Origin of the sequence: Micromonospora sp. 067-2 (assembly GCF_046549295.1) — a bacterium.
GTDB lineage: Bacteria > Actinomycetota > Actinomycetes > Mycobacteriales > Micromonosporaceae > Micromonospora.
This window is the reverse complement of sequence record NZ_JAJPWB010000011.1, coordinates 293333-307567: the sequence shown is the minus strand read 5'-3', so window position 1 is coordinate 307567 and position 14235 is coordinate 293333. Positions and strand designations below refer to the sequence as shown.

General features: G+C 72.5%; 16 protein-coding genes. 3 read left to right on the top strand and 13 right to left on the bottom strand.

Annotated elements, in window-relative coordinates:
- Positions 1 to 103: 103 nt before the first annotated feature.
- From pheT to ACLJN9_RS26345, 9 genes are all read right to left on the bottom strand, one after another.
- A complete protein-coding gene (gene pheT, locus ACLJN9_RS26385) occupies positions 104 to 2683 on the bottom strand; it encodes a phenylalanine--tRNA ligase subunit beta (RefSeq protein ID WP_410814297.1) in 2580 nt (859 codons plus the stop codon).
- 40 nt (positions 2684 to 2723) lie between these two features.
- On the bottom strand, positions 2724 to 3791 hold the full coding sequence (pheS, locus tag ACLJN9_RS26380; RefSeq protein WP_410814296.1) for a phenylalanine--tRNA ligase subunit alpha: 1068 nt from the start codon (positions 3789 to 3791) through the stop codon (positions 2724 to 2726).
- 253 nt (positions 3792 to 4044) lie between these two features.
- Positions 4045 to 4842, bottom strand: coding sequence for a TrmH family RNA methyltransferase (locus tag ACLJN9_RS26375; protein ID WP_410814295.1), 798 nt, complete (start codon positions 4840 to 4842; stop codon positions 4045 to 4047).
- An 83-nt stretch (positions 4843 to 4925) separates the two neighbouring features.
- On the bottom strand, positions 4926 to 5318 hold the full coding sequence (gene rplT / locus ACLJN9_RS26370; protein WP_410814294.1) for a 50S ribosomal protein L20: 393 nt from the start codon (positions 5316 to 5318) through the stop codon (positions 4926 to 4928).
- Positions 5319 to 5350: 32 nt separating this feature from the next.
- Positions 5351 to 5545 (bottom strand): 50S ribosomal protein L35, encoded by a 195-nt coding sequence (rpmI, locus tag ACLJN9_RS26365; RefSeq protein ID WP_110566082.1) that lies wholly within the window; start codon positions 5543 to 5545, stop codon positions 5351 to 5353.
- Positions 5546 to 5564: 19 nt separating this feature from the next.
- Positions 5565 to 6215 carry a translation initiation factor IF-3 gene (gene infC, locus ACLJN9_RS26360; protein ID WP_410814293.1) on the bottom strand — a complete coding sequence of 217 codons (651 nt, stop codon included), beginning with the start codon at positions 6213 to 6215 and terminating at the stop codon, positions 5565 to 5567.
- A gap of 410 nt (positions 6216 to 6625) precedes the next feature.
- Entirely contained in the window at positions 6626 to 7099 is a 474-nt protein-coding gene (locus ACLJN9_RS26355) for a PH domain-containing protein (RefSeq protein ID WP_410814292.1), read from the bottom strand.
- A gap of 249 nt (positions 7100 to 7348) precedes the next feature.
- Positions 7349 to 8194, bottom strand: a complete 846-nt coding sequence (gene hisG, locus ACLJN9_RS26350) for an ATP phosphoribosyltransferase (protein ID WP_410814291.1) — start codon at positions 8192 to 8194, stop codon at positions 7349 to 7351.
- A gap of 49 nt (positions 8195 to 8243) precedes the next feature.
- Positions 8244 to 8507, bottom strand: a complete 264-nt coding sequence (locus ACLJN9_RS26345; protein ID WP_410814290.1) for a phosphoribosyl-ATP diphosphatase — start codon at positions 8505 to 8507, stop codon at positions 8244 to 8246.
- Positions 8508 to 8653: 146 nt separating this feature from the next.
- On the opposite strand from ACLJN9_RS26345, the gene ACLJN9_RS26340 reads away from it, so the two are divergent.
- From ACLJN9_RS26340 to ACLJN9_RS26330, 3 genes are read left to right on the top strand one after another with little or no spacing between them, the layout of a single operon-like run.
- Positions 8654 to 9517, top strand: a complete 864-nt coding sequence (locus ACLJN9_RS26340) for an ABC transporter substrate-binding protein (protein WP_410814289.1) — start codon at positions 8654 to 8656, stop codon at positions 9515 to 9517.
- Positions 9514 to 10359 carry an amino acid ABC transporter permease gene (locus ACLJN9_RS26335; protein WP_410814288.1) on the top strand — a complete coding sequence of 282 codons (846 nt, stop codon included), beginning with the start codon at positions 9514 to 9516 and terminating at the stop codon, positions 10357 to 10359. The genes ACLJN9_RS26340 and ACLJN9_RS26335 overlap by 4 nt, the downstream gene beginning before the upstream one ends.
- Before the next feature lie 2 nt (positions 10360 to 10361).
- Positions 10362 to 11105: an amino acid ABC transporter ATP-binding protein gene (locus ACLJN9_RS26330; RefSeq protein ID WP_410814287.1), complete on the top strand. Its 744-nt coding sequence runs from the start codon at positions 10362 to 10364 to the stop codon at positions 11103 to 11105.
- Positions 11106 to 11135: 30 nt separating this feature from the next.
- On the opposite strand, the gene ribH is transcribed toward ACLJN9_RS26330, so the two are convergent.
- From ribH to ACLJN9_RS26310, 4 genes are read right to left on the bottom strand one after another with little or no spacing between them, the layout of a single operon-like run.
- Positions 11136 to 11633 (bottom strand): 6,7-dimethyl-8-ribityllumazine synthase, encoded by a 498-nt coding sequence (gene ribH / locus ACLJN9_RS26325; RefSeq protein WP_410814286.1) that lies wholly within the window; start codon positions 11631 to 11633, stop codon positions 11136 to 11138.
- Positions 11634 to 11636: 3 nt separating this feature from the next.
- Positions 11637 to 12902 carry a bifunctional 3,4-dihydroxy-2-butanone-4-phosphate synthase/GTP cyclohydrolase II gene (locus ACLJN9_RS26320; protein ID WP_410814285.1) on the bottom strand — a complete coding sequence of 422 codons (1266 nt, stop codon included), beginning with the start codon at positions 12900 to 12902 and terminating at the stop codon, positions 11637 to 11639.
- On the bottom strand, positions 12899 to 13588 hold the full coding sequence (gene pnuC / locus ACLJN9_RS26315) for a nicotinamide riboside transporter PnuC (protein WP_410814284.1): 690 nt from the start codon (positions 13586 to 13588) through the stop codon (positions 12899 to 12901). The genes ACLJN9_RS26320 and pnuC overlap by 4 nt, the downstream gene beginning before the upstream one ends.
- Positions 13588 to 14235: a riboflavin synthase gene (locus ACLJN9_RS26310; protein ID WP_410814283.1), complete on the bottom strand. Its 648-nt coding sequence runs from the start codon at positions 14233 to 14235 to the stop codon at positions 13588 to 13590. Before ACLJN9_RS26310 ends, pnuC begins: the two co-directional genes overlap by 1 nt.

Genomic DNA, 14235 nt, shown 5'->3' with positions numbered 1-14235 from the left:
ATGTCGTGGCCGATGTCCGTTCAGCCGATACGACGTTCGGCGGGCCGGTGGCGGCCACCGTGAGCACGGCGACCACCACCGGCCGTTCCGGTGCCGGTGCGGCTCAGGCGCCGCGCAGGATGGCACCGAACCGCTGTGCCGCGACGGCGACCGCCGCGTCCCGGGCCGCCACCGCCTCCTCGACGGTCAGCGTCCGGTCCGGTGCCCGGAACGTGAGCTTGTACGCCAGGGACCGGCGGCCCGCGCCGAGCTGCTCACCGGCGTACACGTCGAACAGCCGAACGTCCTCCAGCAACGCGCCGGCGCCCGCCTCCAGGGCCCGGCGCACCTGCTCGGCCGGCACCGACTCGTCCACCACCAGCGCCACGTCGATCAACGCCGGCGGAAACCCGGAGACCGTCGGGGCTGGCGTCACCGGCGAGGGCGGCAACGCGTCCAGATCCAGCTCCAGGACAGCGGTACGGCGGGGCAGCTCCAACGCCGCCACCACCACCGGGTGCAGCTCGCCGGCGTGCCCGACGACCGTGCCGTCGACCCGTACCTCGGCGCAGCGGCCCGGGTGCCACGGCGCGTACTCGGCGGCGCGTAGCTCGACCCGCTCGGCCGGCACACCGGCGGCGTCCAGGATGTCGCGGGCCGCCTCGATCGCGTCCGCCCAGCCTGCCGGCCGGCCCGGACCCCACCAGCCGGCTGGGTCCGCCTCGCCGGTCAGCACCGCCGCGACGTGCACCGGCTGCGCCGGCACCACCGCGTCGGCGGCGGCGAACTCCGCGTCGGTGGGGCGGCGGTCCACGCCCATCGCGGGCGGGCTGCCGGCGTCGACGCGCGGGTGGAAGACCGCCCCGATCTCGTAGAGCGCGAGGTCGCGCAGACCTCGGCCGAGGTTGCGTTTCGCGATGCCGAGCAGCGGGCCGAGCAGCGTCGTCCGCAGCAGGGGCTCCTCCTCGGACAGCGGGTTGGCCAGCCGCACCGCGCGCCGGCGCGGGTCGTCGGCAGCCAGACCGAGCAGGTCGGCCAGCTCCGGCGACACGAACGGGTGCGCGAGGACCTCCACGTACCCCCGCTCGGCCAGCGACCCGGCGACCGCCCGACGTCGGCGCTGCCGCGGGGTCAACCCCCGGCCGGGCGGCGCGGTGGGCAGCACCGACGGCACCCGGTCGTACCCGTCGAGGCGAACCACCTCCTCCACCAGGTCGGCGGGGTCGGTCAGGTCGGGCCGCCAGGTCGGCGGGATGACGCTGAGGGCGGCCCCGGCGCCACTGGCCATGGTCACCGATCCCGGGTCCTCGGTCAGCCGGTCCGCGCCCTGCGCGACAGTGCAACCGACCCGCTCCAGCAGCGCGACCACCCGCGCCGGCGGGTACTCGACCCCGACCCGCCGGGTGGGGAGATCCGCCGGCAGGCTGATCGGGGTACGCGGCCGGACGTGATCGAGATCCAGGATCTCGCCACCCGGGGTGCCACCGCCGTGTTCGGTGAGCAGCCGCACGGCCCGCTCCAACGCGACCAGCGGCAGGGCCGGGTCGACGCCTCGCTCCCAGCGCTTGGCGGCCTCACTGAACAGTCGGTGCCGGCGCGCGGTCCGCCCGACCATCGCCGGGTCCCAGTGCGCCGCCTCGAAGAGCACGTCGGTGGTGCCGGCGACGACCTCGCTGGTCTCACCGCCCATGACCGCTGCGAGCGAGATGGGGACGCCGGCGCCCTCGCCCGCGAGGGGGTTGGGCAGACCGGCATCGCAGATGACCATGTCGTCGGGCGTGAGCACCCGCTCGACCCCGTCCAGGGTGGTCAGCTTCTCGCCCGGCTCGGCCCGCCGGACCACCAGCTGCCCGACGATCCGGTCGGCGTCGAAGGCGTGCATCGGCTGGCCCAGCTCCAGCATCACGTAGTTGGTGATGTCGACCGGCAGCGAGATGCTGCGGATGCCGGCGGTGACGAGCCGCTGCCGCAGCCAGGGCGGGGTGGGCGCGGCCGGGTCGACGCCACGGACCAGGCGGGCGGCGAACCGGTCGCAGCCGACCGTGTCGCGCACCTGCACCGGGTACGCCGGTTCGGGCGTGCCGCCCGGCGCCGGCACCAGAGCCGGGTCGCGCAGCGGCACGTCGAACGCGTGCGACAGCTCCCGGGCCAGGCCGCGCAGGCTCAGCGCGTACCCCCGGTCGGGGGTGATCTCCAGCTCCAGCACGACGTCGTCGAGGCCGACCACCGGCCGCGCGTCGTCGCCCGGCTTGGCCGCCACGTCGGGCGGCAGCACGATGATGCCGGAGTGGTCGTCGCCCAGGCCGAGCTCCTTCGCCGAGCAGATCATGCCGGCGGAGTTGTGCCCGTACGTCTTGCGGGCGCCGATGGCGAAGCCGCCGGGCAGCACACCGCCGGGCAGGATCACCACGACCAGGTCGCCGGGAGCGAAGTTGCTCGCCCCACAGACGATCTCCTGCGGCTCGCCGGTGCCGTTGGCGTCGCCGACGTCGACCCGGCAGAACCGGATCGGCTTCTTGAAGCCGGTGAGTTCCTCGATCTCGCGCACCTCACCGACGACCAACCGGCCGGTGACGGTCTCGGACAGGTCCACCACGGAGTCGACCTCGATGCCGAGGTCGACCAGGGCCTGCTCGAGATCACCGGTGGGCAGGTCGGCGGGGAGGTCGACGTACTCCCGCAGCCAACTGACAGAAACTCGCATGACGTCAGACCACCGTTCCCGTGTCTCGTACCCGCATCGCCTACGCCCCGGTTCCGAGCGCGCGGCTGAACCGCACATCGCCCTCGAAGAGATGGCGGATGTCGCTGACCCCGTGCCGGACCATGAGGGTCCGGTCGATGCCCATGCCGAACGCGAATCCGGAGTAGACCTCCGGGTCGACGCCGCAGGCGCGCAGCACCCGCGGGTTGACCATCCCGCAGCCGCCCCACTCGACCCACTGCGGGCCGTCGCGGTGCTCCGGGAACCAGACGTCGAACTCCGCCGACGGCTCGGTGAACGGGAAGTAGTGCGGCCGCCACCGCGTCTTCGCCTCCGGGCCGAACATCGCCCGCGCGAAGTGGTCCAGCGTCCCGCGCAGGTGCGCCATGGTGATGCCCTTGTCCACGACGAGGCCCTCGGCCTGGTGGAAGACCGGGCTGTGGGTGGCGTCGATCTCGTCGGTGCGGTAGACGCGGCCGGGCACGATCACGTAGATCGGCGGCTTGCGGCTGAGCATCGTGCGGGTCTGCACGGTGGAGGTGTGCGTCCGTAGAACAAGGCCCGAGCCCTCTGGTGCAATGTGGAACGTGTCCATCAACCCGCGCGCCGGATGGTCGGCCGGAATGTTCAACGCGTCGAAGTTGACCCACTCCAGGTCGACCTCGGGCCCCTCGGCCACCTCGTAGCCCATCCCGACGAAGAGATCACCGATCGACTCCATCAGGGTGCTCAGCGGGTGCCGGGCGCCGCGCGGCCGCCGGTCGTAGGGCAGGGTGACGTCCACCCGCTCCTCGACCAGCACCCGCTCGGCCTGCTCACGGTCCACCACCTCGGCGCGCTCGGCGTAGGCGGTCTCGATCGCCCGGCGGGCCTCGTTGACCCGCTTGCCGGCGTCGGACTTGGCGGCCGGCGGCAACGCGCCGATCTCCCGGCGCGCGAGGGAGACCGGCGACCGGTCACCGAGGTGCGCGGAACGCAGCACGGTCAGCGCATCGGGGTCGGCGGCGGCCGTGAACGCCTTCGAGGCGTCGGCGACGGCCTCGGCCAGAGCGGCCGGGTCGAGCAGGGCGACCTGCTTCGGGTCGTACGGATCGTTGCGGTAGCTCATGGCGTACGGGCACTCCCTCACGGCGGCGCCAGCCCTCAGCGGGGCGGCTAGGCGAGTCTACGGACGCGCGGCTGCGCCGCAGCCCGCCGGTGGGAGTTGTGCAGGGAGCAGGTCAGGCCCGCCGCCCGCCGACACCGGCGGGCTGGCTAAACGAACGCCGTGGCGCGTTCATGGACGGACGCTCTCCCCTGCTGATCTGTGGCGCCGGGTGCCGGTGACACTCGCGCTGGCCGTGCGGCACCAGCGGACACCATCAGCGCTGTGCCTTCGCTGAAGCGTACAGGCAGACCGCCGCGGCCGCAGCCAGGTTGAGGCTCTCCGCGCGCCCGTACAGCGGCACCCGGACCCGGGCGTCGGCCGCCGCGGTCAGCTCCTCGGGCAGCCCGTGCGCCTCCGAGCCGAACAGCCAGGCGGTGGGCCCGACCAGCCGTCCGTAGTCGGCCAGGTCGTCCAGGTCGCTGTCGCCGTACCCGGTGGTCGCGAAGACCGACAGCCCGGCGGCACGCAGCGCCCCGACCGCCTCGACCGGGTCGGCGGCGCGGACCACGTCGACGTGGAAGAGGCTGCCGGCGGAGGCCCGCACGCACTTGCCGTTGTACGGGTCGACCGCGTCGCCCGCGAAGACCACCGCACCCGCCCCGGCGGCGTCGGCGGTACGGAGCACGGTGCCGGCGTTGCCCGGGTCACGGATCTCGGCGAGCACCGCCACCAGCCGGGGTGCGCCCGCGAGGGCCTGCTCGAGTGGCACGTCCAGGTGCCGGCACACGGCGACCAACCCCTGCGGTGCGACGGTCTCGGCCAGCGCGGCGAGCCCCTCGTCGGTCACCTCGGAGACCGGCACGTCGGCACGGGCCGCGACGGCGGCCAGCTCCGGATACCGGTCGAGGGCGGTGGGCGTACCGAACAGCTCGGTGACCACCCCGGGCCGCGCGAGGGCCTCGCGGACCGCCTGCGGCCCCTCGGCCAGGAACCGGCCGGTGGCCTCGCGGTCCCGTCGGCGCTGCAGCCGACGAGCGGCGACAACCCTTGGTGTACGCGGGGTGAAGGCCATGGTTGGTGGTCCTCCGGCACGATCGAGGCGCCCCCCGGACGGCGGTGCCGACACGGGGAACGCCTCGTTCCTGTGCGCGGGGATCAGGCGGCCTGGGCCGCCGCGCCGCCGGTGCCCTCGGCCGCGACCGCGGCCCGGGCCAGCTCGACGATCGCCGCGAAGGCGGCGGCGTCGTGCACGGCCAGGTCGGCCAGGATCTTGCGGTCGACCTCGATGCCGGCCAGACGCAGGCCCTGGATCAGGCGGTTGTAGGTCATCCCGTTGGCCCGGGCGCCCGCGTTGATCCGCTGGATCCACAGCTGCCGGAAGTCGCCCTTGCGGTCACGACGGTCCCGGTAGGCGTACTGCATCGAGTGCAGCACCTGCTCCTTGGCCTTGCGGTACAGCCGGGAGCGCTGACCGCGGTAACCACTCGCGGACTCCAGCAGGGTACGGCGCTTCTTCTGGGCGTTCACAGCCCGCTTGACGCGTGCCATCTCAACTCCTTCTTAGGTAAAGGTGGCGCGCGTCAGCGGCCGAGCAGCTTCTTGATGCGCTTGACATCGGCCTTGGCCACCTCGACCGTGCCGGTCAACCGGCGGGTACGGGTGGAAGACTTGCCCTCCAACAGGTGGCGCTTGCCGGCCTGCTCGGCCACGATCTTGCCACGGCCGGTGACCTTGACCCGCTTGCCCATACCCGTGTGGCTCTTCATCTTCGGCATGTGGAACGTCTCTCCCCTGTTACTCGCCGCTGGTGTCGGCGGCGGTGCCGGTGGTGCCGGCTGCTGCGGTCTCGCCGACCGCTGCGGTCTCATCGACTGCCGGAGCGGCGGACTCGTCCTCTGCCCGGTCCCGAGGTGCACCGCGGGACGCCGTAGCGGCGACCGCGGAGGCCTTCACGGCCCGGTGCGGAGCGAGAACCATGATCATGTTTCGACCGTCCTGCTTCGGAGCGGCCTCGACGTATCCCAGGTCCGTGATCTCGGATTCGAGCCGACGCAGGAGCCGGTAACCCAGCTCCGGGCGGCTCTGCTCGCGACCGCGGAACATGATCGTCACCTTGACCTTGTCGCCCGCCTTGAGGAACCGCACCACGTGACCCTTCTTGGTCTCGTAGTCGTGCGGGTCGATCTTGGGGCGGAGCTTCATTTCCTTGATGACGGTCTGCTGCTGGTTACGCCGCGCTTCGCGCGCCTTCAGTGCACTCTCGTACTTGAACTTGCCGAAGTCCATGAGCTTGCACACCGGCGGGCGCGCCATCGGCGCAACCTCGACCAGGTCCAGATCGACGTCCGCGGCCAGCTGAAGGGCGCGCTCCAGTGGGACGATGCCCACCTGCTCACCCTCGGGGCCGACCAGTCGGACCTCACGTGCCCGGATCTGCTCGTTCACGCGTGGTTCGACGCTGATGGGGCCTCCTCGAGTCGTTTCTGCCTTCGTGCCGACCCCGCGGCTCCCGGGTGGGAGCTGACCCGGAAAGCAGAAGGCCCCGGCGCATGCCAGGGCCCACTCGACCGGTCAGCACGATCACAGGATCGCGCATCCGGCACCGGGACGTGCCCGGAACCGGGGACCGGACCCGGCCACCGTAGCGGCGACTCGGGTGGGAGCAGGCGCTCCGCTTTCGTGGCTGTCTGCTCGCACGCGGAGACAGCCTGGTCGACTCGACAACCCTACACCTGCACCCCGCACGCCCCCACACCGGGCACCCCGTCCCGGTTTCCAGGACGTCGAGTCGATGACCGGGCCCCGGCGCAGCCGACGGGCCGTCCGACCGTGCGGCCGGCACACCGGTCGACGGGTCAGCGATCGACTGTGCGGTTGACGAGGTTGTCCAGGTGCGCCTGGTGCAGCCGGCGCAGCGCGCGGACCCCCTCGACGGCCAGCTCCTTGTCGGCGGCCTGCAGGGCGATCATCGGCAGCAGGTCGTCGTCGTGCAGCTCGAGGCTGGCCCAGGGTGCACCCCGGTCGAAACGAACCCCGCGGACGACCTCCCAGGGCAGCTCGTACGAGCTGACCACGTTGCGCACCCGCACACCGCGCGCGTCGGCCTCCACCCGGGGGCGGGTGAACATCAGGAAGCCGAGCGCCCCGAAGACACCCAGGCCGATCATGGCGATCTGGTCACCGCGCTGGAAGCTGCCGTACCCGTCGCCGGTCGGCCCGCTCAGCGAGGTGGCCACCAGGCCGAACACCACCAGCAGCGCGATCGCGGCGGACCAGCAGACCACGCGGATACGACGTGGCTTCAGGCGGATCACCTCGGTGTCACTCACCCCACCAGTCTGCCACCCGCCCTCGCCCGGCGACCGCACCACCCGCCGGACGAGAACGTGACGACACCGCACCGGCCAGCGCGTCACCGCGCCCAGGCCAGGCGAAGACCGTTCGGCGCGCCGCGCCGCATGATCGTGCTCGATCCTTGTTGTAGTGGCCTCAGCCGCGAGGGAAGGCACTACTTCCAGGTTCGAGCACGATCGTGCCGGTCGACGTTCCCGGATGCGGCGCGCGGCGACCGGCGGCGGTCAGAGACGGCAGGCGTGGATGTTGGTGACCAGGATGGCTCGGGCACCCAGCTCGTACAGCTCGTCCATGATCCGGTGCACGTCGTCGCGGAGCACCATGGCCTGCACGGCCACCCAGCCCTCGCGGTGCAGCGGCGACACGGTGGGCGACTCGATGCCCGGGGTGAGCCCGCTGGCCCGGTCCAGCAGGCCGGCCGGCACGTCGTAGGCGAGCATCACGTAGCGGCGGGCCACCAGCACCCCGTGCAGCCGACGCAGCAGCTGCTCGGCCTGCGGGTGCGCGGGGGCGCCGCCTCGGCGTACCAGCACCGCCGAGGAACGCAGCAGCGGCTCGCCGAAGACGACCAGGCCGGCCTGGCGCAGGGTGGCACCGGTCTCCACCACGTCGGCGACCACGTCGGCGACGCCGAGCCGGATGGCGTTCTCCACCGCGCCGTCCAGACGGATGACGTCGGCCTTGACGCCCAGCTCGCCGAGGTACCGCTCGACCAGCCCGGGGTACGCGGTGGCGATCCGGTGACCGCCGAGCTGCTGCACCGAGTCGACGTCCTCGGGGCGGGCGGCGAAGCGGAAGGTGGCCCGGGCGAAGGCCAGGTCCACCATCTCCTCGGCCGGGGCGCCCGAGTCGATCAGCAGGTCCCGGCCGGTGATCCCCACGTCCAGGTCACCCGAGCCGACGTAGGTGGCGATGTCCTTGGGCCGGAGGTAGAAGAACTCGATGTCGTTGGGCTCGTCCCGGCAGATCAGGTCCTTCGGGTCGGTGCGCTGGCGGTAGCCCGCCTCGCGCAACATCTCGGAGGCCTTCTCGGCCAGGGCGCCCTTGTTGGGTACGGCGACACGCAGCATGACGGAGTGCTCCTTCGATCGATCGAGTGTGATCAACGGGTGGGGGCACTCACAGATGTCGGTAGACGTCCCTGAGCTCGAGGCCACTGGCCAGCATCAGCACCTGGACCTGGTAGAGCAGCTGGGAGATCTCCTCGGCGGTGCGCTCCGGCCCCTCGTGCTCGGCGGCCATCCACGACTCGGCCGCCTCCTCGACGACCTTCTTGCCGATGAAGTGCACCCCCTTGTCCAGGGCGGCGACGGTGCCCGAGCCCGGGGTGCCGGCGGCGGCCTTGGCCTGCAGCTCGGCGAACAACTCCTCGAACGTCTTCACGGGAGACGATTCTTCCAGCCACCCCACCGACGCCCCGCCCCCGGGTCCGCCGGAGCCGGCGGACGGTAACCGGTCGGCGGCAATTCCCTATCAACTTGGTGGGGCACTCTCCGCTCGGCCCGGATGGGCGCTCTACGCTGTCGGCCATGGCCAGCAGCTCACGTCTTCTCGCGCTCGCTCTCGCCGGTGCCGCCGTCGCGGTCGCCGCCGGATGCGCGCCACAGGAAGAGAAGCCCACCCCCTCCGTCACCGCATCGGCGTCCTGCGCCAAGGACAGCCTGCCCACCCGTACGCCGGGCAAGCTCACCATCGCCACCGACCAGCCCGCCTACGAGCCGTGGTTCCGCGAGGACAAGCCGGACAGCGGCGAGGGCTTCGAATCCGCAGTCGCGTACGCGGTCGCCGAGAAGCTCGGGTACGCCCGGGGCGACGTCACCTGGACGCGGGTCAAGTTCGACACCGCGATCGCGCCCGGAGAGAAGACCTTCGACTTCGACATCAACCAGTTCTCCATCACCGAGGAGCGCAAGCAGGCGGTGGACTTCTCCGCGCCGTACTACCTGGTGCGGCAGACCGTCATCGCGTTGAAGTCCTCGAAGATCGCCGGCAAGACCTCGCTGGCCGACCTGCGCGACGCCCGGCTCGGCGCCCAGGTCGGCACCACCAGCTACCAGGCGATCACCGACGTGATCAAGCCGACCGTCAAGCCGCAGGTCTACAACAGCAACGACGACGCCAAGAAGGCCCTCCAGAACGGGCAGCTCGACGGTCTCGTGGTGGACCTGCCCACCGCCTTCTACATCACCGGCGCGGAGATCACCGACGCGACGATCGTCGGGCAGGTGCCGCAGGTCGGCACACCCGAGGCGTTCGGGCTGCTGCTGGACAAGAACTCGCCGCTGACCTCCTGCGTGACCGGCGCGGTCGGTCAGCTCACCGACGCGGGCACGCTGCGGCAGCTGGAGCAGAAGTGGCTCGCGCAGGTGGCGGGGGCGGCCGAGCTTACGTGACCCTTCTGGACCACACCCCCTCCGCGGCACAGCAGCGGCGGTCTGCGTACCGGCGTCGACAGACCGCGTACAGCGTGCTGGTCGCGGCCTCGTCCACGGCGGCGCTCGGCACGTTGCTGGTCGTCGCGGTGACCGGCGCGCCCGGCTGGGACCGGGTGCGGCAGTCGTTCCTGGACCCGCGGATCGCCCGGGACGCCCTGCCCGCGGTGCTCAGCGGGCTCTGGCTCAACGTACGTCTGCTGGTCGTCTGTGCGGCCGGCGCGCTGGTGCTCGGGCTGGTGATCGCCGTGCTGCGGACGCTGCGCGGCCCGATCTTCTTTCCGGTCCGGGCGCTGGCCGCCGGCTACACCTACACCTTCCGCGGCCTGCCGCTGATCATCGTGCTGTACCTGCTCACCCTCGGCGTACCCGGACTGCGTCTGCAGGGGATGCCGCCGGTGCTGGTGCTCGGCGGGCTGGCGCTGGTCCTCACCTACGGCGGCTACCTCGCCGAGGTCTTCCGGGCCGGCATCGAGTCGGTGCATCCCAGTCAGCTCGCCGCGGCCCGGTCGCTGGGCCTGACCTACCGACAGACGATGCGGCACGTGGTCCTGCCACAGGCCGTCCGGCGGGTGGCGCCGCCCCTGCTCAACGACGTGGTGGCCCTGCAGAAGGACGTCGGGCTGGTGTCGCTCGCCGGGCCGATCGACGCGGTCCGCGCCGCCCAGATCGCCACCGCCCAGTCGTTCAACTACACGCCGTACGTCGTGGCCGGGGTGCTCTTCGTGCTGCTCGCGATCCCCCTGATCGCGGTCACCGACTGGGTGACCCTGCGCTCGGCCCGTCGACAGTCGGGAGGCTGACCATGGCCCTGTTGCACTGCCGGGGGCTGCGCAAGGAGTTCGCGGGCCATGTCGTGCTGGACGCGCTCGACCTGACGGTCTCCGAGCACCAGGTGGTGGCGCTGATCGGCGCCTCCGGATCGGGCAAGTCCACGCTGCTGCGGTGTGTCAGCCTGCTGGAGGAGCTCGACGACGGCACCATCGAGTTGGACGGGGAGGACATCTCCGATCCCCGGGTGGACCCCGACCGGGTCCGTCGGCGCATCGGCATGGTGTTCCAGGCGTACAACCTCTTTCCCCACCTGAACGTGCTGGAGAACATCACCCTCGCGCCGCGCCGCGTACACCGACGGGCCCGGGCGGAGGCCGAGGCGCAGGCCCGGGAACTGCTCGACCGGGTCGGGCTGGGCGCCAAGGCCGACGCCTACCCGGACCGGCTCTCCGGCGGGCAGCAGCAGCGGGTGGCGATCGTCCGGGCGCTGGCCAACTCCCCCCGGCTGATGCTGCTCGACGAAGTCACCTCCGCACTGGACCCGGAGCTCGTCGGCGAGGTGCTGGCGATGATCCGGGACCTGAAGACCGACGGGATGACCATGGTGTTGGCCACCCACGAGATGGGGTTCGCCCGGGAGGTCGCCGACGAAATCTGCTTCCTCGACGCGGGGCGGGTCGTCGAGACCGGCCCGCCCGAGCAGGTGCTCGGCGAGCCGACGCAGCCCCGCACCCGGCAGTTCCTGCGCCGGATCATCGACGCCGGCCGACTCTGACGCGAGCCGGCCGGCGCGGAGCGGGCCCGGTCAGCCGCCGAAGCCGACCCGCTGGCCGTTGCTGGCCAGCGACCGGATCGCCAGCGCGGCGTCGAGCGCGGCCACGGTGGCCGACCAGCCCTTGTCCTCGGCCGAGCCGGGCAGGCCGGCCCGGTCCCGGGCCTGATCGATCGTGTCCACGGTGAGCACACCGTGCGCGACCGGCTTGCCCTCGTCGAGCGCCACCCGGGTCAACCCGTCGGTGACCGACCGGCAAACGTAGTCGAAGTGCGCGGTGGAGCCACGGACCACCACGCCGAGCGCCACCACCACGTCGCAGCGGCGCGCCATCGCCTGGGCGACCACCGGCAGCTCCACCGAGCCGGCGACCCGGGCGACCACGGCCCGCGCGCCGGACGCCTCGGCGGCGGCGACCGCCCGCTCCAGCATGTGGTCGGTCAGCTCACCGTGCCAGCGGGCGGCCACCACCCCGACGGTCATTCCGGTCGCGTCCACCGCGCTGACGCCCGGCTCTCCAAAACCCGCCATGATCTATGCTCCGATCTCGTCGCCGGCCACCGCACGCCCGTTCGGCGCCTCGGGGACCTCGTCCAACTCGTCCAGCAGGTGACCCATCCGGTCCCGCTTGGTGCGCAGGTAGCGCAGGTTCTCCGGGTGCGCGCCGGCCGGCAGCGCCTCCCGACCGGTGATGGTCAGCCCGTAACCCTCCAGCCCGGCACGCTTGGCCGGGTTGTTCGTGAGCAGCCGCATCGAGCGCACGCCCAGGTCGTACAGGATCTGCGCGCCGGTGCCGTAGTCGCGGGCGTCGGCCGGCAGACCCAGGTCGAGGTTGGCGTCCACGGTGTCGCGGCCCAGGTCCTGCAACTGGTACGCCTGCAGCTTGTGCAGCAACCCGATGCCCCGCCCCTCGTGCCCGCGCACGTAGAGCACGACGCCCCGGCCCTCCCGCGCGACCCGGGCCAGCGCGGCGTCCAGCTGCGGCCCGCAGTCGCAGCGCAGCGAGCCGAACACGTCGCCGGTGAGGCACTCGGAGTGCACCCGGACCAGCACGTCCTGGCCGTCGCCGAGGTCGCCGAGCACCATCGCGATGTGTTCGGCCGGGTCGTGCTCGGCGCGGTAGCCGAGCGCCCGGAACACCCCGTGCCGGGTGGGCATCCGGGCGTCGGCGACCAGCTCGACCTGCTTCTCGGTACGTCGCCGGTGGGCGATCAGGTCCGCGATGGTGATCAGCGTGAGGCCGTGCTCGGCGCAGAACTTCTCCAGGTCGGGCACCCGCATCATGGTGCCGTCGTCGTTGACCAGCTCGCAGAGCACTCCCGCCGGGCGCAACCCGGCCAGTCGGGTCAGGTCGATCGCCGCCTCGGTGTGCCCGGGCCGGCGCAGCACCCCGCCCTCGCGGGCCCGCAACGGCACCACGTGCCCGGGTCTCGCCAGGTCGGTGGGGTCGGTGGTCGGGTCGGCGAGCAGCCGGATGGTGTGCGCGCGGTCGGCGGCCGAGATGCCGGTGCTGACACCCTCCCGGGCGTCCACGGTCACGGTGTACGCGGTGCCCCGCCGGTCCTGGTTGGTGTGGTGCATCGGCGGCAGGTCGAGCCGGTCGCACTCGCTCTCGGTCAGCGGCACGCAGACGTAGCCGGAGGTGTGCCGCACCATGAACGCCAGCAGCTCCGGCGTGGCCAGCTCGGCCGCGAAGATCAGGTCGCCCTCGTTCTCCCGGTCGGCGTCGTCGACCACGACGACCGGCCGACCGGCCGCGATGTCGGCGACCGCCTCCTCGATACTTCCGAAACTGGTCACGCCACTGCCTCCGTGTAGGTGGGCGGTATCGAGGCGGTCGGACGGGCGGCGCGGGAGGTGCGCCACCAGGCGGCGAAGCCCCAGGCGCAGAAGGCGCCGTAGATCAGGTACATGACCGCCGACGGGTAGAACCCGCCGCGCAGCAGCAGTGGCACGCCGACCGCGTCCACGGCGATCCAGACCAGCCAGAACTCCACCCAGCCGCGGGCCATGCCGTAGGTGGCCAGCAGGCTGCCGGTGAGGATCCAGGCGTCCGGCAGCGGCCCCCAGGAGCCCAGGGCGGCGAGCACCGGGTACGCGGCGGCGGTGCCGACGGCGGCGGCCAGCAGCATCGCCAGCCGCTCCCGCCCGGTCGCCCAGCGCGGCAGCACCGCGGCGTGCCCGCCGTCGGCGCGGCTGTTGCGCTGCCAACGCCACCAGCCGTAGACGCTGACCGCGAAGAAGAACACCTGCCGGCCGGCCTGCCCGTACAGGTCGTGCTCCTGCGGGGTGGCGAACACCCCACCGAGGAACACGGTGAACAGCAGCGCGTTGCCGATCATGCCGACCGGCCAGGCCCAGACCAGCCGGCGCAGCCCGAGCAGGGCCGACACCAGCCCGAACACGTTGCCGACGATCTCCCGGATCAGGACCGGCGAACCGGCGATCCGCACCTGCGCGTCCAGCAGCCAGCCGAGTGCGCCCATCACGCCACCCCGTCCAGGGCGGCGGCGCCGCCGCCGCCGATCGGGTCATCGGCCAGTCGGGCGCCGAGCAGGCGCTCGACGTACTTGGCCACCACGTCGACCTCCAGGTTGACCGAATCGCCGACGCGCTTCGCGCCGAGCGTGGTCAGGCTGAGCGTGGTCGGGATCAGCCCGACGGCGAACTGGTCCGCGCCCACCTCGGCCACGGTCAGCGAGACACCGTCGATGGTGATCGAGCCCTTCTCCACCACGTACCGGGCCAGGGCGGCGGGCAGCCGGAACCGGACCGTCTCCCACTGCTCGGCCGGCTCCCGGGAGATCAGCTCGCCGACGCCGTCCACGTGCCCCTGCACCAGGTGCCCGCCGAGGCGGCTACCGAGCGCCGCGGCCCGCTCCAGGTTGACGGGGTCGCCGGGGCGCAGCGCGCCCAGCGCGGAGCGTCGCAGCGTCTCGCCCATGATGTCGGCGGTGAACACACCGTCGGCCGTGTCCACCACGGTCAGGCAGACGCCGTTGACCGCGATGGAGTCGCCGTGCCGCGCGTCGGAGGTGACCAGCGGGCCCCGCGCGGCGACCAGCACCGAATCGCCCGCCGTCGCCGTCACCCGGACGATCTCCCCCAACTCCTCGACAATGCCGGTGAACAT

What these genes read in the sequence shown, in the direction of transcription:
- pheT (WP_410814297.1), bottom strand. Translation starts at nt 2,683, where the DNA reads ATGCGAGTTTCTGTCAGTTGGCTGCGGGAGTACGTCGACCTCCCCGCC.
- pheS (WP_410814296.1), bottom strand. Translation starts at nt 3,791, where the DNA reads ATGAGCTACCGCAACGATCCGTACGACCCGAAGCAGGTCGCCCTGCTC.
- ACLJN9_RS26375 (WP_410814295.1), bottom strand. Translation starts at nt 4,842, where the DNA reads ATGGCCTTCACCCCGCGTACACCAAGGGTTGTCGCCGCTCGTCGGCTG.
- rplT (WP_410814294.1), bottom strand. Translation starts at nt 5,318, where the DNA reads ATGGCACGCGTCAAGCGGGCTGTGAACGCCCAGAAGAAGCGCCGTACC.
- rpmI (WP_110566082.1), bottom strand. Translation starts at nt 5,545, where the DNA reads ATGCCGAAGATGAAGAGCCACACGGGTATGGGCAAGCGGGTCAAGGTC.
- hisG (WP_410814291.1), bottom strand. Translation starts at nt 8,194, where the DNA reads ATGCTGCGTGTCGCCGTACCCAACAAGGGCGCCCTGGCCGAGAAGGCC.
- ACLJN9_RS26340 (WP_410814289.1), top strand. Translation starts at nt 8,654, where the DNA reads ATGGCCAGCAGCTCACGTCTTCTCGCGCTCGCTCTCGCCGGTGCCGCC.
- ACLJN9_RS26330 (WP_410814287.1), top strand. Translation starts at nt 10,362, where the DNA reads ATGGCCCTGTTGCACTGCCGGGGGCTGCGCAAGGAGTTCGCGGGCCAT.
- ribH (WP_410814286.1), bottom strand. Translation starts at nt 11,633, where the DNA reads ATGGCGGGTTTTGGAGAGCCGGGCGTCAGCGCGGTGGACGCGACCGGA.
- pnuC (WP_410814284.1), bottom strand. Translation starts at nt 13,588, where the DNA reads ATGGGCGCACTCGGCTGGCTGCTGGACGCGCAGGTGCGGATCGCCGGT.
- ACLJN9_RS26310 (WP_410814283.1), bottom strand. Translation starts at nt 14,235, where the DNA reads ATGTTCACCGGCATTGTCGAGGAGTTGGGGGAGATCGTCCGGGTGACG.